At 60.4% G+C, this 23,213-nt stretch carries 21 protein-coding genes and 1 pseudogene; 8 read left to right on the top strand and 14 right to left on the bottom strand.

The window, feature by feature from the left end; all coding sequences use genetic code 11:
* Window positions 1-21: 21 nt before the first annotated feature.
* The 8 genes and pseudogenes from hisI (at window position 22) to ACYZTR_RS02755 (ending at window position 5,063) form a co-directional block, all read left to right on the top strand.
* Window positions 22-423: a phosphoribosyl-AMP cyclohydrolase gene (gene hisI / locus ACYZTR_RS02790; RefSeq protein WP_150796910.1), complete on the top strand. Its 402-nt coding sequence runs from the start codon at window positions 22-24 to the stop codon at window positions 421-423.
* Complete coding sequence (locus tag ACYZTR_RS02785; RefSeq protein ID WP_008047820.1) at window positions 416-748, top strand: phosphoribosyl-ATP diphosphatase; 333 nt, start codon at window positions 416-418, stop codon at window positions 746-748. The genes hisI and ACYZTR_RS02785 overlap by 8 nt, the downstream gene beginning before the upstream one ends.
* Window positions 749-773: 25 nt before the next feature.
* On the top strand, window positions 774-1,052 hold the full coding sequence (locus ACYZTR_RS02780) for a twin-arginine translocase TatA/TatE family subunit (protein WP_461976256.1): 279 nt from the start codon (window positions 774-776) through the stop codon (window positions 1,050-1,052).
* 10 nt (window positions 1,053-1,062) lie between these two features.
* Window positions 1,063-1,503 (top strand): Sec-independent protein translocase protein TatB, encoded by a 441-nt coding sequence (tatB, locus tag ACYZTR_RS02775; protein WP_461976254.1) that lies wholly within the window; start codon window positions 1,063-1,065, stop codon window positions 1,501-1,503.
* Complete coding sequence (gene tatC / locus ACYZTR_RS02770) at window positions 1,500-2,294, top strand: twin-arginine translocase subunit TatC (RefSeq protein ID WP_461976252.1); 795 nt, start codon at window positions 1,500-1,502, stop codon at window positions 2,292-2,294. Before tatB ends, tatC begins: the two co-directional genes overlap by 4 nt.
* Window positions 2,291-2,998, top strand: coding sequence for a 16S rRNA (uracil(1498)-N(3))-methyltransferase (locus ACYZTR_RS02765; RefSeq protein WP_461976251.1), 708 nt, complete (start codon window positions 2,291-2,293; stop codon window positions 2,996-2,998). Before tatC ends, ACYZTR_RS02765 begins: the two co-directional genes overlap by 4 nt.
* 127 nt (window positions 2,999-3,125) lie before the next feature.
* Window positions 3,126-4,205 (top strand): annotated as a pseudogene (locus tag ACYZTR_RS02760) (methyl-accepting chemotaxis protein); the annotation flags it as partial.
* Window positions 4,191-5,063 (top strand): methyl-accepting chemotaxis protein, encoded by an 873-nt coding sequence (locus ACYZTR_RS02755; protein ID WP_461979561.1) that lies wholly within the window; start codon window positions 4,191-4,193, stop codon window positions 5,061-5,063. The pseudogene ACYZTR_RS02760 and the gene ACYZTR_RS02755, both read left to right, overlap by 15 nt.
* Window positions 5,064-5,176: 113 nt before the next feature.
* On the opposite strand, the gene mdoH is transcribed toward ACYZTR_RS02755, so the two are convergent.
* The 14 genes from mdoH to ACYZTR_RS02685 all read right to left on the bottom strand — a co-directional run bounded on the left by mdoH (window position 5,177) and on the right by ACYZTR_RS02685 (window position 23,164).
* Entirely contained in the window at window positions 5,177-7,747 is a 2,571-nt protein-coding gene (mdoH, locus tag ACYZTR_RS02750) for a glucans biosynthesis glucosyltransferase MdoH (RefSeq protein ID WP_461976249.1), read from the bottom strand.
* Entirely contained in the window at window positions 7,740-9,554 is a 1,815-nt protein-coding gene (locus ACYZTR_RS02745) for a glucan biosynthesis protein (RefSeq protein ID WP_461976247.1), read from the bottom strand. The genes mdoH and ACYZTR_RS02745 overlap by 8 nt, the downstream gene beginning before the upstream one ends.
* 321 nt (window positions 9,555-9,875) lie before the next feature.
* Window positions 9,876-10,313, bottom strand: a complete 438-nt coding sequence (dtd, locus tag ACYZTR_RS02740; protein ID WP_461976245.1) for a D-aminoacyl-tRNA deacylase — start codon at window positions 10,311-10,313, stop codon at window positions 9,876-9,878.
* Window positions 10,310-11,281, bottom strand: a complete 972-nt coding sequence (pip, locus tag ACYZTR_RS02735) for a prolyl aminopeptidase (RefSeq protein WP_461976243.1) — start codon at window positions 11,279-11,281, stop codon at window positions 10,310-10,312. The genes dtd and pip overlap by 4 nt, the downstream gene beginning before the upstream one ends.
* A gap of 114 nt (window positions 11,282-11,395) precedes the next feature.
* The gene (locus tag ACYZTR_RS02730; protein ID WP_461976241.1) at window positions 11,396-12,316 is read right to left on the bottom strand and encodes an alpha/beta hydrolase; all 921 of its coding nucleotides are present in this window, start codon (window positions 12,314-12,316) and stop codon (window positions 11,396-11,398) included.
* Window positions 12,316-13,263 carry a choline ABC transporter substrate-binding protein gene (locus ACYZTR_RS02725; protein WP_461976239.1) on the bottom strand — a complete coding sequence of 316 codons (948 nt, stop codon included), beginning with the start codon at window positions 13,261-13,263 and terminating at the stop codon, window positions 12,316-12,318. The genes ACYZTR_RS02730 and ACYZTR_RS02725 overlap by 1 nt, the downstream gene beginning before the upstream one ends.
* A gap of 169 nt (window positions 13,264-13,432) precedes the next feature.
* Window positions 13,433-14,233 carry an N-formylglutamate deformylase gene (gene hutG / locus ACYZTR_RS02720; protein WP_461976237.1) on the bottom strand — a complete coding sequence of 267 codons (801 nt, stop codon included), beginning with the start codon at window positions 14,231-14,233 and terminating at the stop codon, window positions 13,433-13,435.
* 10 nt (window positions 14,234-14,243) lie between these two features.
* Window positions 14,244-15,449: an imidazolonepropionase gene (gene hutI, locus ACYZTR_RS02715; RefSeq protein WP_461976235.1), complete on the bottom strand. Its 1,206-nt coding sequence runs from the start codon at window positions 15,447-15,449 to the stop codon at window positions 14,244-14,246.
* Window positions 15,450-15,575: 126 nt separating this feature from the next.
* On the bottom strand, window positions 15,576-17,108 hold the full coding sequence (gene hutH, locus ACYZTR_RS02710) for a histidine ammonia-lyase (RefSeq protein WP_461976233.1): 1,533 nt from the start codon (window positions 17,106-17,108) through the stop codon (window positions 15,576-15,578).
* Window positions 17,109-17,228: 120 nt separating this feature from the next.
* Window positions 17,229-18,752: an HAL/PAL/TAL family ammonia-lyase gene (locus ACYZTR_RS02705; protein ID WP_461976231.1), complete on the bottom strand. Its 1,524-nt coding sequence runs from the start codon at window positions 18,750-18,752 to the stop codon at window positions 17,229-17,231.
* A 153-nt stretch (window positions 18,753-18,905) separates the two neighbouring features.
* Window positions 18,906-19,736, bottom strand: coding sequence for a quaternary amine ABC transporter ATP-binding protein (locus ACYZTR_RS02700; RefSeq protein ID WP_109627517.1), 831 nt, complete (start codon window positions 19,734-19,736; stop codon window positions 18,906-18,908).
* Complete coding sequence (locus ACYZTR_RS02695) at window positions 19,733-20,584, bottom strand: ABC transporter permease (protein WP_461976229.1); 852 nt, start codon at window positions 20,582-20,584, stop codon at window positions 19,733-19,735. The genes ACYZTR_RS02700 and ACYZTR_RS02695 overlap by 4 nt, the downstream gene beginning before the upstream one ends.
* Window positions 20,585-20,654: 70 nt before the next feature.
* Window positions 20,655-21,623: an ABC transporter substrate-binding protein gene (locus ACYZTR_RS02690; protein ID WP_461976227.1), complete on the bottom strand. Its 969-nt coding sequence runs from the start codon at window positions 21,621-21,623 to the stop codon at window positions 20,655-20,657.
* Between the two features lie 68 nt (window positions 21,624-21,691).
* Complete coding sequence (locus ACYZTR_RS02685; protein WP_461976225.1) at window positions 21,692-23,164, bottom strand: purine-cytosine permease family protein; 1,473 nt, start codon at window positions 23,162-23,164, stop codon at window positions 21,692-21,694.
* Between the last annotated feature and the right edge of the window lie 49 nt (window positions 23,165-23,213).

Below are 23,213 nucleotides of genomic sequence, written 5' to 3'. Positions count from 1 at the left end.
AGCCCGCTGTCGGAGTCGAAGATGAAAAACTGGCTGGACGAGATCAAGTGGGACGCCGATGGCCTGGTGCCGGCGATTGCACAGGATCACAAGACCGGGCGCGTCCTGATGATGGCCTGGATGAACCGTGAAGCGCTGGAACTGACCGCTGCCGAGAACCGCGCCATTTACTGGTCACGTTCCCGCGGCAAACTGTGGCGCAAGGGCGAAGAGTCCGGTCACGTGCAGACCCTGCATGAGATGCGCCTGGACTGTGACGCCGACGTCATCATCCTGATGGTCGAGCAGATCGGCGATATCGCCTGCCATACCGGCCGTCAAAGCTGCTTCTACCGCGTCTTCGAGAATGGCGACTGGACAACCGTCGACCCGGTTCTGAAAGACCCGCACGCTATCTATTCCGCAGGACACACTCATGAGTGACACTCTGACCCGTCTGGCCGAGGTACTGGAAGAGCGCAAAGGCGCCGCTGCCGACAGCTCGTATGTCGCCAGCCTATACCACAAGGGCCTGAACAAGATTCTGGAAAAAGTCGGCGAAGAGTCGGTCGAAACCATCATTGCCGCCAAGGATGCCGCCATCAGCGGTGACTGCAGCGATGTGATCTACGAAACCGCCGATTTGTGGTTCCACAGCATGGTCATGCTTGCACAACTGGGGCAGCATCCACAGGCTGTACTCGATGAACTGGACCGTCGTTTCGGTCTGTCCGGACACGCCGAGAAAGCCTCGCGTCCGTCCGCCTGAACACCTATTAGAGAGGAGCAGCGATATGGGCATTTTTGACTGGAAACACTGGATCGTCATCCTGGTTGTTGTCGTATTGGTGTTCGGCACCAAGAAACTGAAAAACCTCGGCACTGACGTGGGTGAGTCGATCAAGGGCTTTCGCAAAGCCATGAACGATGAAGACAAGCCAGTTGACCCGACGGTCACACCGGCCCAACCGGTTCCACCCGTTCAGCCACAGACCACACAGTCCGTGAACCCGCCGCACACCATCGATGTGCAGGCGCAAAAAGTCGAAGAGCCGATCCGCAAAGACGTGTGAGCACTGACTAATGTTTGGTATCAGCTTCTCTGAACTGCTGCTCGTCGGCCTCGTGGCCCTGCTGGTGCTGGGCCCCGAGCGTCTGCCGGGGGCTGCACGGACCGCCGGCCTGTGGGTCGGTCGTCTGAAGCGCAGCTTCAACGCGATCAAACAGGAAGTTGAACGTGAAATCGGTGCCGACGAGATTCGTCGGCAACTGCACAACGAGCACATTCTGTCGCTGGAGCAGGAGGCGCGGAAGATTTTCACGCCGACTCAGCAGGAGCCGACGCCGTTTCAACCGGTGGCAACGCCGACGATTCATGCGCCAAACGCTGAAGCGGCTCCGGCCGAAACGCAGACCGCCGTCGAACCGGTACCGGTTGTGGCACCCGCAGACCCCGTTGCTCCTGCCGCCGCGCCGACAACGCCGGCTCCTCACGACACCACTTTGCCGCCGCGAGTCTCATGAGCGATCTCCCCGAAAACGACCAGCACATGCCGCTGGTTTCGCACCTCACCGAGTTGCGTACTCGTCTGCTGCGCTGTGTAGCGGCGATTTTCATCATCTTCGCCGGGTTATTCGCCTTTACCCAGCAGATCTACACCTTTGTCTCCACGCCGCTGCGTCAGTACCTGCCAGTGGGCGCGACAATGATCGCCACCGACGTGTCGTCGCCGTTCCTGACGCCACTTAAGCTGACCATGATGGTCTCGCTGTTCCTGGCAATCCCGGTGATCCTGCATCAGATCTGGGGCTTCATTGCGCCGGGCCTGTACAAGCATGAGAAGCGCATTGCCGTACCGTTGCTGATGTCCAGCATCATGCTGTTCTACGCCGGCATGGCCTTCGCCTACTACCTGGTGTTCCCGCTGATCTTCAAATTCTTCGCCGCCGCCACCCCGGCCGGCGTGGAGATGATGACGGACATCAGTAGCTACCTCGACTTCGTCATGACGCTGTTCTTCGCTTTCGGCGTGGCCTTCGAAATTCCGGTGGCCGTGGTCCTGCTGGTATGGATCGGTGTGGTCGACGTCAAATACCTGAAGAAAATCCGCCCGTACGTGATCGTTGGCTGCTTTGTGGTTGGCATGATCCTGACGCCGCCGGACATCTTCTCGCAGACGCTGCTGGCCGTACCGATGTGGCTGCTGTTTGAAATCGGCATCCTGTTCGGCGGTCTGATCAGCAAGCGCGGCGAGCACCCGGACGACCAACCGGCCGACGATCACAACGACCAGCCGCCAGCGACCCAACCGTGAACCTGCTGCTGCTCGAAGAGGCCGACTTCATTGCGGCCGACCGGGTGACCTTGCGCGATCGCCGGTTGACGCACATGCAGGAAGTCCATCGCTCCGTTGTCGGCGACAGCCTGCGAGTCGGGCGCATCGGCGGGCTGATGGGGTCGGCCGAACTGCTACGCCTGGACGCCGATGAAGCCGAACTGCGCGTCACTCTCGACCAGCCACCACCGGCCAAGCTGCCGCTGACCCTGGTGCTGGCCCTGCCACGGCCGAAAATGCTCCGTAGGGTGTTTCAGACCGTGGCGGCCATGGGTGTGCCACGAATCGTGCTGGTGAACAGCTATCGCGTCGAGAAGAGCTTCTGGCAAACCCCGTTCCTTGAGCCCGAGGCGATTCGTGAGCAGTTGATTCTCGGCCTCGAACAGGCCCGGGACAGCGTGTTGCCGGAAGTCGTTATCGAGAAGCGCTTCAAGCCGTTCGTCGAAGATCGTCTGCCGGCCATCACCGAAGGCACCCTCGGCCTGGTCGGCCACCCCGGCAATTACCCACCTTGCCCTCGTGGCTTGGACGAACCGGTGACTCTGGCGATCGGCCCCGAAGGCGGCTGGATTCCTTACGAAATCGACCTGCTGGGCAAGGCCGGCCTGCAACCGGTGCAGCTCGGCGACCGCATCCTGCGGGTCGAAACCGCCGTCACTGCGCTGCTCGCACGCCTGTTCTAAGGCTAAACACTACCTGTAGCAGCAGGCTTCGCCAGTTGCTACAGGGAACGCGTTCACCGGAAGTCTGTGCCCACAGCGCCTATAGAATCTCGTCTGCCTGCCGATACATTCCCCATAAAACCAACGAATGGTTCGAGGGAGTTGCAGCATGTACCGATGGCTAGCCGAGAAACTGGGGAACGTCAGCGTCAATCGCAAATTGGGTGTTGGCTTCGGCCTGGTGCTGCTTCTTACCTTATTGATCACCTTCACCGGTTGGACCGGCCTGAGCGGCGTGATGAGTCGCGGCGATAAGCTGGGGTTTATTGCTAGCCTCAATGGCCTGACCAAAGACCTGCGCCTGGCCCGTCTGGATTACGAAATGCGTCGCGGCGAACAAGGTCCCGGTGCGGTCAACGACCTGCTTGACCAACTCGCTACCGGCCTGAAAACCGCGCGCACGTTGATCGAACAACCGGCCGACGCGGCCATGATCGACCAGCAACTGGCCGCCGTCAGTGAGTACAAACAAGCCTTTACCGCCATGACCCAGGCCGGCGCCAACCGCGAAGACGCCCGCGGCAAACTCGGCGCCACCGCCGACAACGCCGTGACCCGTGTCGCCGAAGTCGAAAAATCCATGCTGCAAGGCGACAACGTCGCCGATTTCAACAGCGTGATCGACCTGAGCAAACTGATCCAGCAAGCACGCTTCCAGGTTCGCGGTTATACCTACAGCGGCAAAACCGAGGCCGAGCAACCGGCTCTGGACGCCATCGACAACGCGTTGAAAAACCTCGAAAGCCTGCCCTCCAAACTGCCGGAGCAGCACATCGCCAACCTGCAGCAAGCTACGGATTCGTTGAAGGCCTATCGAGCCGCCGTCAGCCAGTTCCGCGACTCTCAGGTTGCCAGCGCTGCCGCGCTCAAACGCATGGCCGCACAAGGCGACATCCTGCTCGACGTCAGCAAAAAGCTCACCGTGTCGCAAACCATCGTCCGTGACACTGACGCCGCGCACGCCAAAAACCTGCTGCTGCTGGCCACCGTCCTGGCGCTCGCCTTCGGCCTGCTTGCCGCTTGCGCCATCACTCGCCAGATCGTGATTCCCCTGAGCCAGGCCCTCAAAGTGGCGGAGCGCGTTGCTGCCGGCGACCTGACCCAAAACCTTATCTCTGAGCGTCAGGACGAACTCGGCCAGCTACAGCGCGCCATGCAAAGCATGACCCTGGGCCTGCGCGAGTTGATCGGTGGCATCAGCAACGGCGTCACGCAAATCGCCAGCGCCGCTGAAGAGCTGTCGGCCGTCACTGAGCAGACCCGCGCCGGGGTCAACAGCCAGAAGGTCGAGACCGACCAGGTGGCCACCGCCATGAACGAAATGACCGCCACCGTGCAGGAAGTCGCGCGTAACGCCGAAGAAGCGTCCGAAGCCGCTGTCGCCGCCGACCAGCAGGCCCGCGAAGGTGACAAAGTGGTCGGCGAAGCCATCGCCCAGATCGAACGCCTGGCCAAGGAAGTCGGCAACTCCACCGAGGCCATGGGTCATCTCAAACGCGAAAGCGACAAGATCGGCAGTGTGCTCGACGTGATCAAATCCGTGGCCCAGCAAACCAACCTGCTGGCCCTCAACGCCGCCATCGAGGCCGCCCGTGCCGGTGAGGCCGGACGTGGTTTCGCAGTGGTCGCCGACGAAGTCCGCAGCCTGGCCCAGCGCACCCAGAAGTCCACCGAAGAAATCGAAGAGCTGATCGTCGGCCTGCAAACCGGTACCCAGCAAGTGGCGACCATCATGGACAACAGCCGCACCCTGACCGACAGCAGCGTCGAACTGACCCGCCGCGCCGGTGGCTCACTGGAAAGCATCACCCGCACCGTCTCGGCGATTCAGTCGATGAACCAGCAGATTGCTGCAGCCGCCGAACAGCAGAGCGCGGTGGCCGAAGAGATCAACCGTAGCGTGCTGAACGTGCGCGATGTATCCGAGCAGACCTCGGCAGCCAGTGAAGAGACCGCGGCCGCCAGCGTTGAGCTGGCGCGGTTGGGGACGCATCTGCAGATGCTGGTGGGCAGGTTCAAGGTCTAATAAGCGGCCTGATCGCTGAGAAGGAACGCGGAGCGTCCCGGGCGGCATTCCCACGCAGAGCGTGGGAACGATCATCAGCGCAAAAAAAAACCCCGCTTTCGCGGGGTTTTTTATCAGGCCAACTGAGGCTGCACGCTCAGCGGCTTGAGCGGCAACAGCGGCGCATGGGGATCGGCCTTCACCGATTTACGCCACGCCTCCAGCCACTCGGGGTGACCTTCGTTCCAGATCTGCTCATGCAGACGACCCAATGCCACCGGGTCACTGAGCAGCTCCACGCGCTCATTGTTGCTCAGACCCTCAGGCCCGGCTTTCAGCGCATGACGAACCCGTTCGATCCGCAGCCACTCGATCGGCTCGGCCTGACGGTGCCGGGACGTCGCCAGTGAGCACGCCAAGGCGTTCTGCTGTGGATCGACCACTGCCCGGATGAAGCCGTCGTTCAGCGCATGCCAACGGTTTTCGTGGGTGTACTGGTCGGTTGCCAGCAATGCCTGTGGCGGATTGTATTCCTCAGGGATCAGGAACAGGCTCTCGTCACGGGACTTGAGGCCCAGGCCGACCCGACTGGAGATCACCGACACCGGAATCGACAGCATCAACGAACCGACGATCGGCACCAGCCACCAGAGAAAGCTCGGGTTCAGCCAGATCACCAGCAGGGCCCAGAAGAAGCCCAGCAAAGTTTGCGGGCCATGGCGTTTTACCGCTTCGCTCCAGGGCGTGGAATCGTCGTCACGTTGCGGCGAGTTCCAGGTCGCGGCCCAGCCGAGGAACGCGGCGAGGACGAAACGGGTATGGAAAATCATCCGCACCGGCGCCAGCAGCATGGAGAACAGCATCTCCAGCAGCATCGACAGGGTCACCTTGAACTTGCCACCGAACTCTTTCGCGCCCTTGGCCCAGATCAGGATGATGCTCAGCAACTTCGGCAGGAACAGCAGCACGACAGTGGTCGAGAACAGCGCGATCGCCTTGTCCGGGTGCCATTGTGGCCACAGCGGATAGAGCTGACGTGGCTCAAGGAAGTACTGCGGCTCCATCAGCGTGTTGACCGCCAGCAGCGCCGTTGACAGCACGAGGAAGAAGAACCACAGCGGCGCCGACAAGTAAGACATCACGCCCGTCAGGAACACCGCACGGTGCACCGGGTGCATCCCCTTGACCAGAAACAGACGGAAGTTCATCAGGTTGCCGTGGCACCAGCGACGGTCACGCTTGAGTTCGTCCAGCAGGTTCGGCGGCAATTCTTCGTAGCTGCCCGGCAAGTCATAGGCAATCCACACGCCCCAGCCGGCACGACGCATCAGCGCCGCTTCGACGAAGTCGTGGGACAGAATTGCACCGGCAAACGCGCCTTTACCCGGCAACGGCGCCAGGGCGCAGTGCTCGATGAACGGCTTCATGCGGATGATCGCGTTGTGGCCCCAGTAATGGGATTCGCCCAACTGCCAGAAGTGCAGACCGGCGGTAAACAGCGGACCGTACACGCGGGTCGCAAACTGCTGCATACGCGCATAAAGGGTGTCCATGCCCGACGCACGCGGCGCGGTCTGGATGATCCCGGCGTCCGGCGTGGCTTCCATCAAGCGCACCAGACTGGTCAGGCATTCGCCACTCATCACGGAGTCAGCGTCGAGCACGACCATGTACTTGTAGTCACCGCCCCAGCGACGGCAGAAGTCGTCGAGGTTGCCGCTTTTACGTTTAACGCGACGGCGACGGCGGCGATAGAAAATCTTGCCGAAGCCCTTGGCTTCACGGCAGACGTCCAGCCAGGCTTGTTGCTCGGCAACGCAGATATCGGCATCGTTACTGTCGCTGAGGACAAAGAAGTCGAATCGATCCAGGTTACCCGTGGCCGCAACCGACTCGAAGGTCGCCCGCAAACCGGCAAACACCCGTGGCACGTCTTCGTTGCAGATCGGCATCACCAGTGCGGTGCGAGCGTCCCTGGGGATCGGCTCGTTGCCGGCGCTTTTACCGGAAATGCGGTATTTGTCGTGACCGGTGAGCAGCTCCAGAAAGCCCATCAGCGCGGTCCAGAAACCGGCCGATACCCAGCAGAACAGAATCCCGAACAAAATCAGGATGCTGGTTTGCAGTGCATAGGGCAGGACTTGCGTGACGGTTTGCAGGAACGGCTGATGCAGGACTTCGTTCAGGTCGACGAACGACCAGCCCTGGTACGGCATGATGCCTTTCATGTACCAGCCAGCGACGATGGTCTGACCGAGCATCAAAACCAGCAAAATGTAGCGCCGGATCGAACCGACGGTACGCCAGCGAGCTGCCGGCAATACGTTCTCATCTTTCGGCGGGGCCGGGGGATTGGAGCGACCGGTCAGACGACGCCAGCCTCGCACCAGAATGTTGGTGCGCCACGGCTCCGGCACAACTTTGGTCCGACGAATCGGCGGGGTTGCCCGCAGGCAGACCCGGCCGCTGGCGTCGAGCACCAGCATTTCAGCGTCTGCCAGCTCTTCGGCGGTGTTCAGGGTCAGGCGACGACCGACCGAAGCTTGAGCAGCCTCGGTCGGTGCATCGAACGTCGAGGACGACAGACGCTGGTGCAGCTCGCTGAAAGACTTGCAGCCTGCGAGTTCCGCGCGCTGCTCGTCGGTCATTGGCAGATGCGCCAGATACTCGGCAAGAGTCTCTGGCTGTACTTGAGAATTACTCATCGGCAGGCAACTGGTAGCTCCAGGTCTCGGTCAAGACTTCTTCAGTCGGTGCCGATTCCGGTGTGGCTGGGACCGCGTCGGCAGCGACTGGCTGCGTGGCGTCTTTGTTGTCCTTGTCCTTGGAATCTGCGACCGGCTTGAATTCGGCTTGTTTGGCCTCAGCTTGTTTGGCTTCCTTATCCATCTTCTCTTGTTGCTTGGCGGCAACCTTGTCGGCCTTGGCGACGGAAGAATTGGACGCGGGCAGCGAAGTTTTGGCCAGGTCGGCAGTCACGATGTTCTTGACCAGTGCAGCACGCATCTCGGTAGGTTTGCCCGGATCCTTGATTTTCATCCGCACGGTCAGGCGCCAGCCCTTGGTTTCAGGGTTGTAACGTACGCTGTTCTCGACCAGCTCGGCATTCTCGCCAACGCTGACCTGGCTGCGAACGTCCGCAGTTTCCGGCAGTGCTGCAAGGGACGGACCTTCGAAGTCCACCAGATAGGCAACGCTGCCGTCCGGCTGACGGATCAGATTGGACTGTTTCACGTCACCTGTGGAGCGCAGGGTTTGTTGGACCCAGGCGCTGTCCGGTGCGTGAAGTGCGGCTTCGTCGATGGTCCAGTGCATGCGATAAGCGACGTCCAGCGGCTGGCCAGGCTCAGGCAGCTTTTCCGGACTCCAGAACGCAACGATATTGTCGTTGGTTTCGTCGGCAGTCGGAATCTCGACCAGATCGACCGACCCCTTGCCCCAATCGCCTTCTGGTTCGATCCACGCACTTGGCCGCTTGTCGTAGCGGTCGTCGAGGTCTTCGTAGTGACTGAAGTCGCGGCCACGCTGCAGCAAGCCGAAGCCACGCGGGTTCTCGATGGCGAAGTTGCTCACCGACAGGTGTTTCGGGTTATTCAGTGGACGCCAGATCCACTCGCCATTGCCGGCATGGATCGACAGACCGCTGGAGTCGTGCAGTTCGCGACGGTAGTTCAGCACTTTCGACGGCTGATTGGCGCCGAACAGGAACATGCTGGTCAGCGGCGCAACGCCAAGCTTGGTGACCTTGTCACGCAGGAACATTTTGGCCTTGACGTCGACAACGGTGTCGCTGCCTGGACGCACGGTCAGGCGGTACGCACCAGTAGCCCGTGGCGAATCCAGCAGAGCAAAGATCACCAAGTGCTTGTCGCCCGGTTTTGGCTGTTGAATCCAGAACTCGGTGAAACGCGGGAATTCTTCGCCAGACGGCAAAGCGGTATCAATGGCCATGCCGCGCGCGGACAAGCCATAGGTGTGACCCTTGCCGACAACGCGGAAATAACTCGCGCCGAGCATGGTCATGATTTCGTCTTGCTTGTCGGCCTTGTTGACTGGGTACAGCACACGGAACCCGGCATAACCCAGTTGTTCGGTGGCTTTAGGATCGAACTTTACGTCACCGAAATCGAACCGACTTGGGTCGTATTTGATCTCTTCGACCGTGTTAGCCGTGACTTCGTTGATTTTCACCGGCGTATCGAAATGCATACCCTGGTGATAGAACGACAGTTTGAACGGCGTTTTCTGATCGGCCCACTCGGCTTTTTCGGTCAGGAAGCGAATTTTTTGATAGTCCGCGAATTTCATCTCGCGAAACTCGTTCGGCAGGTTACTGCGCGGAGCTTCGTATTTCTGCCCGGCCAGCTCTTTTGCCTTGACCGATACATCATCCAGATTGAATGCCCAAAGCTGACCGGCGCTGAGTAGGCAGAGCAGTGCAGAGCCCGCTACCAGAGCGCTTCGAAACCGTTTGGCAGACAATTTTGGTGCATTACAGGGACTAACAATCACGAGCAACCCTCGCCGAAAACAGATCAAAAAACCAACGGCCAGTTAAAGTGCCTGTGAGGTGTGCGGCATGATAAAACCGACCCTACAGACCACTCTTGCCAAGTTGGCGAGCATTATTCCGACTCCGATGGGACTAAATGATTCCCCAAACGGTCCAGGACAAGTCTCTACCTAAGTCAAAATGGACCAACGAACGCTGATCCCCGTAGCGCGCGATTATCTAGTAGGCCGCGTTACAACGCATCAGGGGCAACAAAGTATTTATCGCGAAAAACCCCTGTTTTCAGTCGAAAAGGGCTTAAAAACATGTTTCAAGCGCTTTCAGGTCTGTAACAGGAAGGTTACCGGGCCATCATTGACCAGGTGCACCTGCATATCCGCGCCGAATCTACCTGATGCCACAGTGCCATGCACCTGTTTCGCCTTCTCTAATAGATAGTCGAAGAGTTCCTCGCCCAGGGCCGGAGGGGCAGCGGTCGAAAACCCCGGACGCAACCCGCTCCTGGTATCGGCGGCCAGGGTGAACTGTGAGACCAGCAGCAACCCTCCGCCTACCTCCGCCAGGGACAGATTCATCTTGCCCTCGGCGTCACTGAATACACGATAGTTAAGCAGCTTATGCAGAAGTTTGTCGGCGCTGGCCCGTGTATCCTCAGGCTCTACCGCGACCAACACCAGCAAACCCTGATCGACGGCACCCACCACTTCCCCCGCCACCTCGACTCGCGCGCCACGCACGCGTTGCAGCAGGCCCTTCATGCTTCTTCAGGGGCCAGGTCGAGCAGTCGCCGGGCCATCTGATCGGCGGCGCGAACCAGTGCATCCGTGATGCCCGGCTCGGAGGCGGCATGGCCCGCGTCACGGATCACCTGCAATTCACTGTTCGGCCAGTTTTGATGCAGTTCCCAGGCGTTATCCAACGGGCAGATCACGTCGTAACGGCCATGGACGATCACACCGGGCAAATGAGCGATCTTGTCCATGTTGCGGATCAGTTGGTTCGGCTCAAGGAACGCATTGTTAGTGAAATAGTGACATTCGATACGGGCAATCGACAGCGCGCGCTGAGGTTCGGAGAAGCGATCGACCACCAGCGGGTTCGGGCGCAGGGTGGCGGTCCGGCCTTCCCAGGTGGACCAGGCTTTGGCCGCATGCATCTGGGCGATCTGATCGTTGCCGGTCAGGCGTTTGTGGAAAGCCGAAAGCAAGTCGTCGCGCTCGTCCAGCGGGATGGGCGCGATGTAGTCCTGCCAGTAATCGGGGAACAGACGACTGGCGCCGCACTGGTAGAACCATTCGATTTCCTGCGGGCGGCAGAGAAAAATCCCGCGCAGAATCAGACCGTGCACACGCTCCGGGTGAGTTTGCGCGTAGGCAAGCGCCAGGGTCGAACCCCACGAACCGCCGAACAACACCCATTTATCAATGCCAAGGTGCTGGCGAATCCGCTCAAGGTCGGCGACCAGATCCCAGGTAGTGTTGTTTTCCAGGTTCGCGTGGGGCGTGGAACGACCGCAACCGCGCTGGTCGAAGGTCACAATGCGATACAGGTTTGGATCGAAATACCGACGGCTCTGGGCATCACACCCGGCGCCGGGGCCGCCGTGGATGAACACTACCGGCAAACCTTGCGGTGAACCGCTTTCGTCGACATACAGCGTGTGGGTTTCATCGACGGCCAGATCGTGCCGGGCGTGGGGTTTGATCTGCGGGTACAAAGTCTGCATTGCGCGCTCCGTAAGGGGTCGAGGTCATCCCTGGGGGGACTTCTATTATTCTGCCGTCCGGCATCATAAACCCGAATTACGCCAATGAGCATGCCCTTGCAGAGTCAGAGTTTTTCAGCCGGTTTTTTCAGACAAATAGCCGAGCAGCGTTTCGTAGAGCGCGTCGACCTCGGCGACTTGCCCCCGAGCCCGCAGACAGCCATGAACCAACCCTTCGCCGTAATAAAGCGTCGCTGCCACGCCTGCTGCGTTCAGTCGCTCGGCGTAGAGCACGCCGTCATCGCGCAGCGGGTCGAACTGAGCCACGGCGATCAAGGCCGGCGGCAAACCACTGAGATCCTCGGCGAGCAACGGCATCGCATAGGCAACTGGCCGCCGAGTGCCGCGCAAGTACAAGGCGTGATAACACTCCAGATCGCTGCTGCTGAGCAAGGGAGCATCGATGCATTCGCTGCGCGATGGCAATCGCTGATCACCGCCCAGCCCCGGATAAATCAGGACCTGCGCAGCCGGCAATGGCTCGCCCGCATCACGCAACGCCAGACACAACGCAGCAGCAAGGTTGCCACCGGCGCTGTCTCCGGCCACCAGCGTTCGGTCGGGATTGAGCCGCAATGGCCCGGACCGTAGCGCGCGCCAGACCCCCAGACAATCCTCGAACGCCGCCGGAAACGGATGTTCCGGCGCCAACCGATAATCGACGGCGATCACCAGCACGCCGAGCGTCGACGCCAGTTCGGCGCAGATGAAGTCGTGGGAATCCAGGTCGCCCACCACCCACCCGCCGCCGTGCAGATACACGATGCACGGGCAACCGCTGGTCAGTGGTGAAACCGGCGGTTGGTACGACCGCACCGGCACGCCTGCCAATTCAAAGTCGACCACATAAAGCCCGGCGGGACGCGGCGGGATAAACGCCTGGCACATCCGGCTGTAGGCCTTACGCAAACCGGTGAGGTTGCTGTCGGTGCTGTTGAAGCTGACGGTTTTCTCGACGAACGCCGTCATCTGTTCGGATAAAGGATAGGCCGCCATCAAGGTTTCAAACTGGCCTGAACGGTTGCCACGCCTTCCTTGCCATCGAAACTGCTGACACCCGCCAGCCAGCGCTGCAAATCTTCCGGATGGTCGCGCAGCCATTGTTTGGCAACGTCCTGAGGCGTCTTGCGTTCCATGATCGGCACCATTAACTGGCTTTCCTGGGCGGCGGTGAAGGTCAGGTTTTCCAACAGGCGGTTTACGTTCGGACAGCGCTGGGCGTAGTCCGGGGCGGTCACCGTGGAGACGGTTGCGGCGCCCTCGTTCGGGCCGTAAACGTCTTCGCTGCCGGTCAGGTAGGCGATCTTCATGTTGATGTTCATCGGGTGCGGGGTCCAGCCGACGAACACCACGAATTCCTTGCGATTCACCGCCCGCTGCACGGCGGCAAGCATGCCGGCCTCACCGGACTCGATCAGCTTGAAATCCTTCAAGCCAAAGCGATTGGTCTCGATCATGGTTTTGAGGGTGGTGTTGGCGCCGCTGCCAGGCTCGATGCCGTAGATCTTGCCACCGAGCTGATCCTTGAATTTGGCGATGTCGGCGAAGGTTTTCAGGCCCGCTTCGGCGACGTACTCAGGTACGGCGAGCGTTGCCTGAGCGTCGGCCAGACTCGGCTTGTCCATGATCTTCACCTGATTGGCGGCCACGAACGGTGCGATGTTTTTGTCCATCGCCGGTTTCCAGTAACCGAGGTAGATGTCCAGACGCTTGTCGCGGATGCCGGCGAAGATGATTTGCTGCACGGCGCTGGTTTGCTTGCTTTCGTAGCCGAGACCGTTGAGCAGCACATCGGCCATGCCACTGGTGGCGATGACGTCGGTCCAGTTGACCACGCCCATGCGTACGGCCTTGCAGGAAGCGTCGTCACCGGCCAAGACGCTGGTGCTCAGAAGAGCGGTGCCGCAGAGGATTGAGAGACAGCGGGTGAACAGTCTTTTCATTGGGAGAGTCTCGTGCGGCAGCGGATTATTATGGGCCCGGTGTCTAGTGCACCGTGCCCAGCACATTACGCAGCGTCGAGAGGTTAAAAGCGACCTGTAGCGACCGTGTTTTGCACGGTGGCGACAGTCTCGCTCGATCGTTCCCACGCGGGAGCGTGGGAACGATCAGTCACCGGAAGTGTTTCTCGCCCCAGGCCAGCAGTCCTTGCAGCAGCTCCTTGAGCACCACCTGAGTCGGTGCCGCCAGATCCGGGCGATAACGGAACGGCTCGAACTCTTCCATGTATGTGCATTGGCCCAACTCCAGCTGCACCGCATGGAAGTTCTCGGCCGGATTGCCGTAATGGCGAGTGATGTGGCCGCCCTTGAAGCGACCGTTCAGCACATGGCTGTAATCGCCGTGGCGCGCGCAGATGGCTTCCAGCTGAGTGGCCAACTGTGGATCGCAACTGGCGCCGTTGAAGGTGCCAAGGTTGAAGTCCGGCAACTTGCCGTCGAACAGGTGCGGGATCAGCGAGCGGATCGAATGCGCATCGAACAGCAGCGCGTAGCCAAACTCGGCTTTCAGTCGCGCCAGCTCGTTTTGCAAGGTGGTGTGATACGGCGTCCAGATCTGCTCCAGGTAAGTTGCCCGTTCCGCCGCTGATGGCTCCATACCCTCACGGAACAACGGAATGCCATCGAACAGCGTCGCCGGGTACAGGCCCGTGGTGGCGCCGACATACAAAGGCTTGTCGTCAGACGGTCGGTTCAGGTCAATGACAAACCGCGAGTACTCGGCGGCCAAGGTGCTGGCGCCCAGCTCCGCAGCAAATTCGTATAGCTGCGGAATGTGCCAGTCAGTGTCCGGCAGGCTTTTCGCGTCGGGGATCAACCCCGCTTCCACCGCAGGGGTCAGACGCAGACCCGCGTGGGGCATGCTGATCAGCAACGGCACGCGGCCTTGTTTGAAGTTCAGAACCTTATCCACAACTGCTCTCCTAAACGCTTGTTTCGACGCCGTGACGCACGACGCGTTTTTCCAGGTCACCGCCCAGCCAGTACGACAGGTCGGCCGGACGATCGATCTGCCAGGCGACGAAATCCGCGACCTTGCCGACTTCCAGCGAGCCGTGAGTCTCGGCCATGCCCAACGCGGTGGCGGCATGAATTGTCGCGCCCGCCAGGGCTTCTTCCGGGGTCATGCGCAAACAGGTGCACGCCATGTTCAGCATCAAGCGCAACGACAACGCTGGCGAGGTGCCGGGGTTGAGGTCGCTGGCGATGGCGATTTTCACCCCGTGTTTGCGCAAGGCGTCCATCGGCGGCAATTGGGTTTCCCGCAGGAAGTAGAACGCACCGGGCAGCAACACCGCGACGGTGCCGGACTTGGCCATGGCGATGGCGTCGTCTTCGGTCATGAATTCCAGGTGATCGGCCGACAGTGCGTGGTATCCCGCCGCCAAACTCGAACCGTGCAGGGACGACAACTGCTCGGCGTGCAGCTTCACCGGTAAGCCGAGTTCTTGTGCAGTGATGAACACCCGCTCGACCTGCGCCGGCGAAAACGCCAGGTATTCGCAGAACGCGTCGACCGCATCCACCAGACCTTCGGCGGCCAGGGCCGGAAGCATCTCGGCGCAGATGTGATCGATGTAGTCGTCGGCGCGGTCCGCGTATTCCGGTGGCAAGGCGTGGGCGGCCAGGCAAGTGCTGCGCACGCTGACCGGCAGTTCGGCGCCAAGACGGCGGATGACCCGCAGGATCTTGCGTTCGCTGGCCAGGTCCAGGCCGTAGCCGGACTTCATCTCGACCGTGGTCACGCCGTCACGCATCAGGCTCTTCAGGCGTTTGGCGGCGCTGGCGAACAGTTCGTCTTCAGTGGCCGCGCGGGTGGCGCGTACGGTGCTGGCAATGCCACCACCGGCCGCTGCGATTTCGGCATAGCTGACGCCTTGCAGACGCTGTTCGAATTCACCGCTGCGGTTACCGCCGAACACCGTGTGGGTGTGGCAGTCGATCAGGCCCGGTGTAACCCAAGCCCCTTTTAAATCATTGACGGCCGGGTATTCGCCCGCCGGCAGTTCAGCGCGTGGGCCGATCCACTCAATGTGCGCACCGGACGTCACGATGGCCGCATCCTCGATGATCGAGTAGACGCCTTGCGCCATGGTTGCGACGTGGCAGTGTTGCCAGAGAGTTTTCATTCGGGGTCTCCGTTGTGATCGTTCCCACGCTCCGCGTGGGAATGCAGCCGTGACGCTCCGCGTCACTGGACGCGGAGCGTCCCTGGAGGCATTCCCACGCGGAGCATGGGAACGATCGGTTGGGGGTTATAGGCTTGGCAGCAGCTTCACAGTGACCAGCTCATTCAAGCAACGCGTCGCCAACAATTCAGTCGCCGCATTGATGTCCGGCGCAAAGAAGCGATCCTTCTCATAGAACGGCACTTCTTTACGCAGAATCCCTCGAGCCTCCTCCAGCTTCGAAGAAGTCTTCAAACCATTACGCAGATCCAGACCCTGGACCGCCGCCAACCATTCCACCGCGAGAACGCCGCGAGTGTTTTCGGCCATTTCCCACAGACGTTTGCCGGCAGCCGGGGCCATGGACACGTGGTCTTCCTGGTTCGCCGACGTCGGCAGGCTGTCCACCGAATGCGGATGGGACAACGCCTTGTTCTCGCTGGCCAATGCGGCCGCAGTCACTTGGGCGATCATGAACCCGGAGTTCACGCCGCCATTGGCCACCAGGAACGGCGGCAGTTGCGACATGTGTTTGTCCATCATCAGCGAAATGCGGCGTTCGCTCAGGGAGCCGATTTCAGCGATGGCCAGGGCCATGTTGTCAGCGGCCATGGCCACCGGTTCAGCGTGGAAGTTACCACCGGAGATCACGTCGCCTTCAGCGGCGAAGACCAGCGGGTTGTCCGAAACGGCGTTGGCTTCGATGACGAGCACTTCGGCAGCCTGACGGAACTGAGTCAGGCAGGCGCCCATGACTTGCGGCTGGCAGCGCAGGGAGTAAGGGTCCTGAACCTTTTCGCAGTTTTGGTGCGAGTCGGACACTTCACTGCGCTCACCCAACAAATCGCGGTAAGCGGCAGCGGCGTCGATCTGGCCTTTCTGGCCACGGGCGGCGTGAATACGAGCGTCGAATGGCGAGCGCGAGCCCAGTACCGCTTCGACCGTCAGGGCACCAATCGCCACGGCACCGGCGAACAGATCTTCGCCTTCGAACAGGCCACGCAGCGCGTAAGCGGTGGAAACCTGGGTACCGTTGAGCAGCGCCAGACCTTCTTTCGCCGCCAGGGTCAGTGGCATCAGACCGGCGATTTTCAGCGCTTCGGTCGCTTCCAGCCATTCGCCTTTATAACGCGCCTTGCCGACCCCCAGCAGCACCAGCGACATGTGAGCCAATGGCGCCAAATCACCGGATGCACCGACCGAACCTTTCAATGGAATATGCGGGTAAACCTCGGCATTGATCAGGGCGATCAGGGCGTCGATGACCTTACGACGAATACCGGAGAAACCACGGCTCAGGCTGTTGACCTTGAGCACCATGACCAGCCGCACCAGCGCGTCGCTGATCGGCTCGCCGACACCGGCTGCGTGGGACAACACCAGCGAGCGCTGCAGGTTTTCCAGGTCTTCGCTGGCGATGCGGGTCGAGGCCAGCAGGCCGAAACCGGTGTTGATGCCGTAGGCGGTACGGTTCTCGGCGAGGATCTGTTCCACGCAGGCCACGCTGGCTTCGATCTGGGCCGAGGCGCTGTTGTCGAGGGTGATTTTGACCGGCTGCTGATAGATATCACGCAGTTGGGCAAGGCTCAGTTGGCCGGGAATCAAATTTAGAGCAGTCACTTTTATTCTCCTTTTGAGAGTCTTTTTGTTCACTAACCAGACGCTCCGGAAATGTCCGTTGTCCGTCGCTTCCCGCCTTGTGGGGGGCTGGCGCCTTGGCACGCTGGTTTGATGGAGGAATCAGTTCAGGTTCGGTAAAGCCTTGTGCAGCAAAATCGGATCGTTCAACACGCCGGCAGCGGCGGCGATGTCCGGCGCCAGCCAGCGGTCCTGGTCGTAGGCCGGGACCCGCTCGCGCAACAGACGCCAGGCCGTATCGGTGCCAGCGCCGAAGCGTTGTTCCTTGAGAAATTCAAACGCCTGGGCCGCCAGCAGGTACTCAATCGCGAGGATCTGCGTGCAGTTTTCCAACGCGCGATGCAGCTTCAGCGCGGCGTTGGTGCCCATGCTCAGGTGGTCTTCCTGCAGGCCCGAGGTGACGTAGTTGTCGAGCACCGCCGGTTGCGCCAACTGGCGGTTTTCTGCACACAGGGAAGCGGCGACGTACTGGACGATCATCATCCCGGAGTTCACACCCGGATTCGCCACCAGGAATGCCGGCAAACCGCTGACGTGCGGGTTGATCAAGCGATCGAGGCGACGCTCGGCGATGGAGCCGATTTCGGCCATGGCGATGGCCAGCAAGTCCGCCGCCAGCGCGACCGATTGGCCATGCGGGTTGGCCTGGGACATGACACGGAAGTTGTCCGGCGTACCCAGCAGCAACGGGTTGTCGGTGCAGCCGTTGAGTTCGGTTTCGATCTGTTGAGTCGCGTGCGCCAGTTGATCTCGTGCAGCACCGTGGACTTGCGGAATAGAACGGATGCTCAGCGCATCCTGCGTGCGGATGCCTATGCTCGAAGCAATCACTTCACTGCCATCCAGCAACGCCCGCAGATTGGTGCCAACCTGCTGCATGCCCGGATGCGGTTTGAGCGCGATGATTTCGGCATCGAACGCAGCAATCTGCCCGCGCTGGGCCTCGAAGCTCATGGCGCCGATCACGTCAGCCCATTGCAGCAGGCGCGTGGCATCAGCAATTGCCAGGCAACTGAGGCCGGTCATACACGGCGTACCGTTGACCAGGCACAGGCCGTCTTTGGCGCCAAGCTGAACCGGTTGCAAACCTTCTTCAGCCAAAGCCTGCTGCGCAGAAACGATCTGCCCGCGATAGCTGACATTGCCGACACCCAGCAGCGTGATGCTGATGTGGGCCATGTGGGTCAGGTAACCGACCGAACCCTGGGACGGCACTTGCGCAGTGATACCGCGATTGAGCAACGCCAGCAACGCTTCGACCACCCGGCGGTGAATGCCGGATTTGCCTTGGCTGTAATTGAGGATTGCCGCACACATGATCGCGCGGGTCTGCTCGTCGGCCAATGGAGCGCCAACGCCACAGGCGTGACTGAGCAAGGTGTTGCGCGACAGTTGGCTGAGTTGCGCGTCTTCCAACGAGACGTTGCACAAGGCGCCGAGGCCCGTGTTGACGCCATAAGCACGTTCGCCGCTGACGACGATGCGCTGGACGATCGCTTGGGCATTCTCGATCCGCGCCCAGGCCTGTGGCGACAGCTCAAGCTGTGCGCCATGACGGGCTACGGCGACCACATCCTGCCAACCCAACGGGGCATCGGCGATAACGATTTTTTCAGCCTGGGACATCATTGACCTCTTGAACTTGATCGTTCCCACGCTCTGCGTGGGAATGCCGCCTGGGACGCTCTGCGTCCCGTTGTCAGCGCAAGGTCCAAGCCCTGCGCATTGTGACGCGGAGCGTCAAGGGATGCATTCCCACGCAGAGCGTGGGAACGATCATCACACCACCGCAGCCCGCCGCTGCACGAACCGGTCGACATACTCATCCGCCGGCGAATGCAGGATCTCTCGCGGCGTACCCACCTGAATCAGGCGCCCGTCCTTGAGAATCGCAATCCGGTTACCAATCCGCACCGCCTCATCAAGGTCGTGGGTGATGAAGACGATGGTCTTGTGCAGGGTCTTTTGCAGCTCCAGCAACTGGTCCTGCATCTCCGCGCGGATCAGCGGGTCGAGGGCACTGAACGCTTCGTCCATCAGGATGATGTCGGTGTCCGCCGCCAACGCGCGGGCTAGACCTACACGCTGACGCATACCGCCGGAAAGCTGATGCGGGTATTTGTTTTCGTAGCCCTTGAGGCCCACGGTGTTGATCCAGTGCAGCGCGCGTTCGGAGCACATCTGCTTGCTCTCGCCGCGCACTTTCAGACCGTAGGCAACGTTATCCACCACGGTCTTGTGCGGCAGCAGGCCAAAGCTCTGGAACACCATGCTGATCTTGTGCCGACGAAATTCGCGCAGGGCTTCCATGTCGTATTGCAGGATGTCTACGCCGTCCACCAGGATCGCGCCGCTGGTCGGGTCGATCAGGCGATTGAAGTGGCGTACCAGCGTCGATTTGCCGGAACCCGACAGGCCCATGATCACGAAGATCTCGCCGGTGCCGATGCTCAACGACAAGTCGTTCACGCCGACCACGCAGCCGGTTTCGGCCAGCACCTGATCCTTGGTTTTGCCCTGGCCAATCATGCCCAGCGCTTCCTTGGAACGGTTGCCGAAAATCTTGAAGACGTTTTTGACTTCGATTTTGCTGATGGCTTCGTTGTTCATTTGCTCACCTCATGCCGTGGCCGACCGTACGCTTGAGTAATGCGGTCGATAACCACTGCAAGAATCACGATCGCCAGACCGGCTTCAAGACCACGTCCGACGTTGAGGGTCTGAATCCCCACCAACACGTCTTCACCCAAGCCACGGGCACCGATCATCGAGGCGATGACCACCATCGACAGGGCCATCATGGTGGTCTGATTAATCCCGGCCATGATGCTCGGCAGGGCCAGCGGAAGTTGCACGCCAAACAGTTGCTGCCAACGGTTGGCACCGAAGGCATTGATCGCTTCCATCACTTCACCGTCGACCTGGCGAATGCCCAGATCAGTCAGGCGAATCAGCGGTGGCGCGGCGTAGATCACGGTGGCGAAAATCGCCGGAACCTTGCCCAGACCGAACAGCATCAGCACCGGAATCAGGTACACGAAACTCGGCATGGTCTGCATGATGTCCAGCAACGGCATCAGCACCGAACGCAGACGATTGCTGCGCGCCGAGAGAATGCCCAGAGGGATGCCGATCAGCACCGAAATGACCGTCGCGACCATCATCAGCGCCAGCGTCTGCATCAGCTTGTCCCAGAGGCCGACCGCGCCTACCAGGAACAGCAAACCGACGATCACGGCGGTGGTCACGACTTTGCGGGTCGCGTGCCAGGCAACGCCCGCCACGATCGCCAGCATCAGCCACCAGGGCGCCGCACGCAGCAGCCCTTCAAGATTGACGATGGCCCACAACAGGGTGTCGGAGATTTGCCGGAACACGTCGCCGTAGTTGGTGACCAGCGAATCGACCCAACTGTTGACCCAATCGGCGATGGAAAAGGTAAAGCTTTCGGGAAACATAAGAGACTCTCAATCAAGGGGTTGCGATCCAGCGTCCGACTGCCGCTCAGGGCAGTCGGAGAGGCTCGACCTACAAGGCCGCGTCGATCTTTTTGGCTGCGTCTTCGCTTACCCATGCGTGCCAGACTTCAGGATGTTCCTTGAGGAAGATTTTCGCCAGTTTTGGTGACGCGATCCGCTCTTTGGCCATACGTCCGAGGTTCTGGTTGAGCAGGTCGATCGGCAGGTTGACTTTTTCCAGCACGGCCACCAGTTCCGGGGCTTGCTCGTGGAAGGTCTTGGACAGGCCGACCTTGATGGTCACGCGCTTGTCCACGCCTGGTTTCTCTTCGAGTTTGACCAGGTCCACCTGGCCCATCAGCGGGGTTGGCGACCAGTAATAGAACAGGATCGGTTCGCCACGTTTGTAGCTCGACAGCACGGCGGCATCCAGCGCCGGGCCGGTGCCTGGGCGGAAGTTGGTGTAGGTGCTTTCCAGGCCGTAGCTTTTCAGCATTTCGCTGTTGTCCAGTTCACAGGTCCAGCCGGCCGGGCAGTTGTAGAAACGGCCCTTCGATGGCTCTTCCTGATCCTTGAACACGGCGGCGTACTTGGCCAGGTCGGTGATGTTTTTCAGGTCCGGCGCCTTGGGTTCCAGCTTGCGCTTGGCGTCGCCTTCGATCACGTAGCGCGGCACGTACCAACCTTCGATCGCACCCACCACCGGAGCACCGACACCGACGACTTTGCCGGCCTTCTCGGCCTTGTTCCAAACCTCGCTACGGCCGACCCATTCTTCGGCGAACACTTGAATGTCGTTGCTGCTCAGGGCGTTTTCCATGGTGATGGAGTTGCCTGGCAGGCTGTCGACCTTGCAGTCGTAACCTTTCTCCAGCACGACCTGCATCACGTCGGTCAACAGCATGCCGCTTTCCCAGTTCAGGCCGGCGAACTTCACCGGTTTGCCCGACTCGCACCAACCAGCCGCCTGAGTAGCGCCGGCACTGGCCAGCAGGCCCATGGAAAGCAACGTGGTCAGCAGGGTCTTGTTCGATTTCATTGTGTGACGCTCCTAATCATGAATTGGCTTACGGCAGTCAAGAGGCATCCAGCCCTGTCCACGTCCAATCAGGCCTGCGCCGCAGCGCGACCGGCCCCGCTTGTTTTAGGTTGTACAACGCTGTCCTGCTCGACCGGCAGAATCAGTTGATCGGGTACGGTGCCATGCCATTTTTTTGCGCACACGTAATACAGGGCTGCGGGTACCACCAGACCGATGATCCAGGAAATATCCACACCACCCAGGGCGTCTACCAGCGGACCGGTATAAAACTTGGTGGAGATGAACGGCAGTTGCACCAGTACACCGAAGACATAGACGCTGATGCCGAGGGGGTTCCAACGGCCGTAGCGACCGTTCGGATCGGCCAACGCCGGCACGTCATAGCGCTCGCGGGTGATGCAGTAGTAGTCCACCAGGTTGATCGCGCTCCATGGCGTAAAGAACGCCAGCAAGAACAGGATGAACGACTTGAACGCACCGAGGAACGAGTGCTGACCGAGCAGCGCGATCAGGGTCGCAGTACCGACGATGACCAGTACGAAAACCAGACGCTGCAAACGCGTGACCTGCAGGTGACCACGGAAACCGCTGATGATGGTCGCGATGCACATGAAGCTGCCGTAGGAATTCAGCGTGGAGATGGTGACCTTGCCGAACGCGATGCTGAAGTACAGCAGCGCAGCGGTGGCACCGGTACCGCCCAAACCAACGATGTAGGCTACTTCGTGGCCGGCGAATTGCCCATTGGCCGTGGCGGCGGCAAACACGCCGAGGATCATCGCCACCTGTGCGCCAATGACCGAACCCGCGCCAGCGGCGAAAAAGGTTTTCACCGAGGAAATCTTGCTTGGCAGGTAGCGTGAATAGTCAGCCACGTAAGGGCCGAAGGCGATCTGCCAGGACGCCGCGAGCGACACCGAGAGCAGGAAACTGCTCCAGCTGAAGTGGCGGATTTGCAGCAGTGCGCCAATGTCAGTCTGGCTCATCAGACGACTGAACAGGTAAACAAAGGCAATCACACCAATGACGCTGGCGACACGGCCAATGAAATGGATCACCCGATAACCGAGCACCGTGACCAGCACGATGACACTGGCGAAGATGAGGATACCGACGCTGTCGCTGACGCCAAACAACTGGCCCAGCGCCTGACCGGAAAGCACGGTTCCCGTTGCGGTGAAGCCGAGGTACATCAAACAGACCAGCACGATCGGGATGGCCGCGCCATACACCCCGAACTGTACCCGGCTGGAGATCATCTGCGGCAAGCCAAGCTTGGGCCCTTGCGCCGCATGCAACGCCATCACCCCGCCGCCCAGCAGTTGACCGATCAACAGACCGATCAACGACCAGAACACATCACCACCGAGCACCACCGCCAGCGCACCCGTCACAATCGCGGTGATTTGCAGGTTGGCACCCAACCACAGGGTGAATTGGCTGAACAGACGACCGTGTCTCTCCGCTTCCGGGATGTAGTCGATCGAGCGTTTCTCGATCAACGGTTTACTGCCTGCACGATCGTTGTTAACAGCCATGATTCAACCTCTGTGGATTGTTAGTTGGTGTTGGTGATCCCTGTAGGAG

The organism is Pseudomonas sp. Hz4 (genome assembly GCF_054898165.1).
Note: the sequence above shows the minus strand (reverse complement) of the source record. Positions and strands in the feature narration are given on the sequence as shown.

Coding starts and splice junctions, on each gene's coding strand:
- hisI (WP_150796910.1), top strand. CDS start 22: ATGAAAAACTGGCTGGACGAGATCAAGTGGGACGCCGATGGCCTGGTG.
- ACYZTR_RS02785 (WP_008047820.1), top strand. CDS start 416: ATGAGTGACACTCTGACCCGTCTGGCCGAGGTACTGGAAGAGCGCAAA.
- ACYZTR_RS02780 (WP_461976256.1), top strand. CDS start 774: ATGGGCATTTTTGACTGGAAACACTGGATCGTCATCCTGGTTGTTGTC.
- tatB (WP_461976254.1), top strand. CDS start 1,063: ATGTTTGGTATCAGCTTCTCTGAACTGCTGCTCGTCGGCCTCGTGGCC.
- tatC (WP_461976252.1), top strand. CDS start 1,500: ATGAGCGATCTCCCCGAAAACGACCAGCACATGCCGCTGGTTTCGCAC.
- ACYZTR_RS02755 (WP_461979561.1), top strand. CDS start 4,191: ATGCAAAGCATGACCCTGGGCCTGCGCGAGTTGATCGGTGGCATCAGC.
- mdoH (WP_461976249.1), bottom strand. CDS start 7,747: ATGAGTAATTCTCAAGTACAGCCAGAGACTCTTGCCGAGTATCTGGCG.
- dtd (WP_461976245.1), bottom strand. CDS start 10,313: ATGAAGGGCCTGCTGCAACGCGTGCGTGGCGCGCGAGTCGAGGTGGCG.
- pip (WP_461976243.1), bottom strand. CDS start 11,281: ATGCAGACTTTGTACCCGCAGATCAAACCCCACGCCCGGCACGATCTG.
- ACYZTR_RS02730 (WP_461976241.1), bottom strand. CDS start 12,316: ATGGCGGCCTATCCTTTATCCGAACAGATGACGGCGTTCGTCGAGAAA.
- ACYZTR_RS02725 (WP_461976239.1), bottom strand. CDS start 13,263: ATGAAAAGACTGTTCACCCGCTGTCTCTCAATCCTCTGCGGCACCGCT.
- hutI (WP_461976235.1), bottom strand. CDS start 15,449: ATGAAAACTCTCTGGCAACACTGCCACGTCGCAACCATGGCGCAAGGC.
- ACYZTR_RS02705 (WP_461976231.1), bottom strand. CDS start 18,752: ATGTCCCAGGCTGAAAAAATCGTTATCGCCGATGCCCCGTTGGGTTGG.
- ACYZTR_RS02700 (WP_109627517.1), bottom strand. CDS start 19,736: ATGAACAACGAAGCCATCAGCAAAATCGAAGTCAAAAACGTCTTCAAG.
- ACYZTR_RS02695 (WP_461976229.1), bottom strand. CDS start 20,584: ATGTTTCCCGAAAGCTTTACCTTTTCCATCGCCGATTGGGTCAACAGT.
- ACYZTR_RS02690 (WP_461976227.1), bottom strand. CDS start 21,623: ATGAAATCGAACAAGACCCTGCTGACCACGTTGCTTTCCATGGGCCTG.
- ACYZTR_RS02685 (WP_461976225.1), bottom strand. CDS start 23,164: ATGGCTGTTAACAACGATCGTGCAGGCAGTAAACCGTTGATCGAGAAA.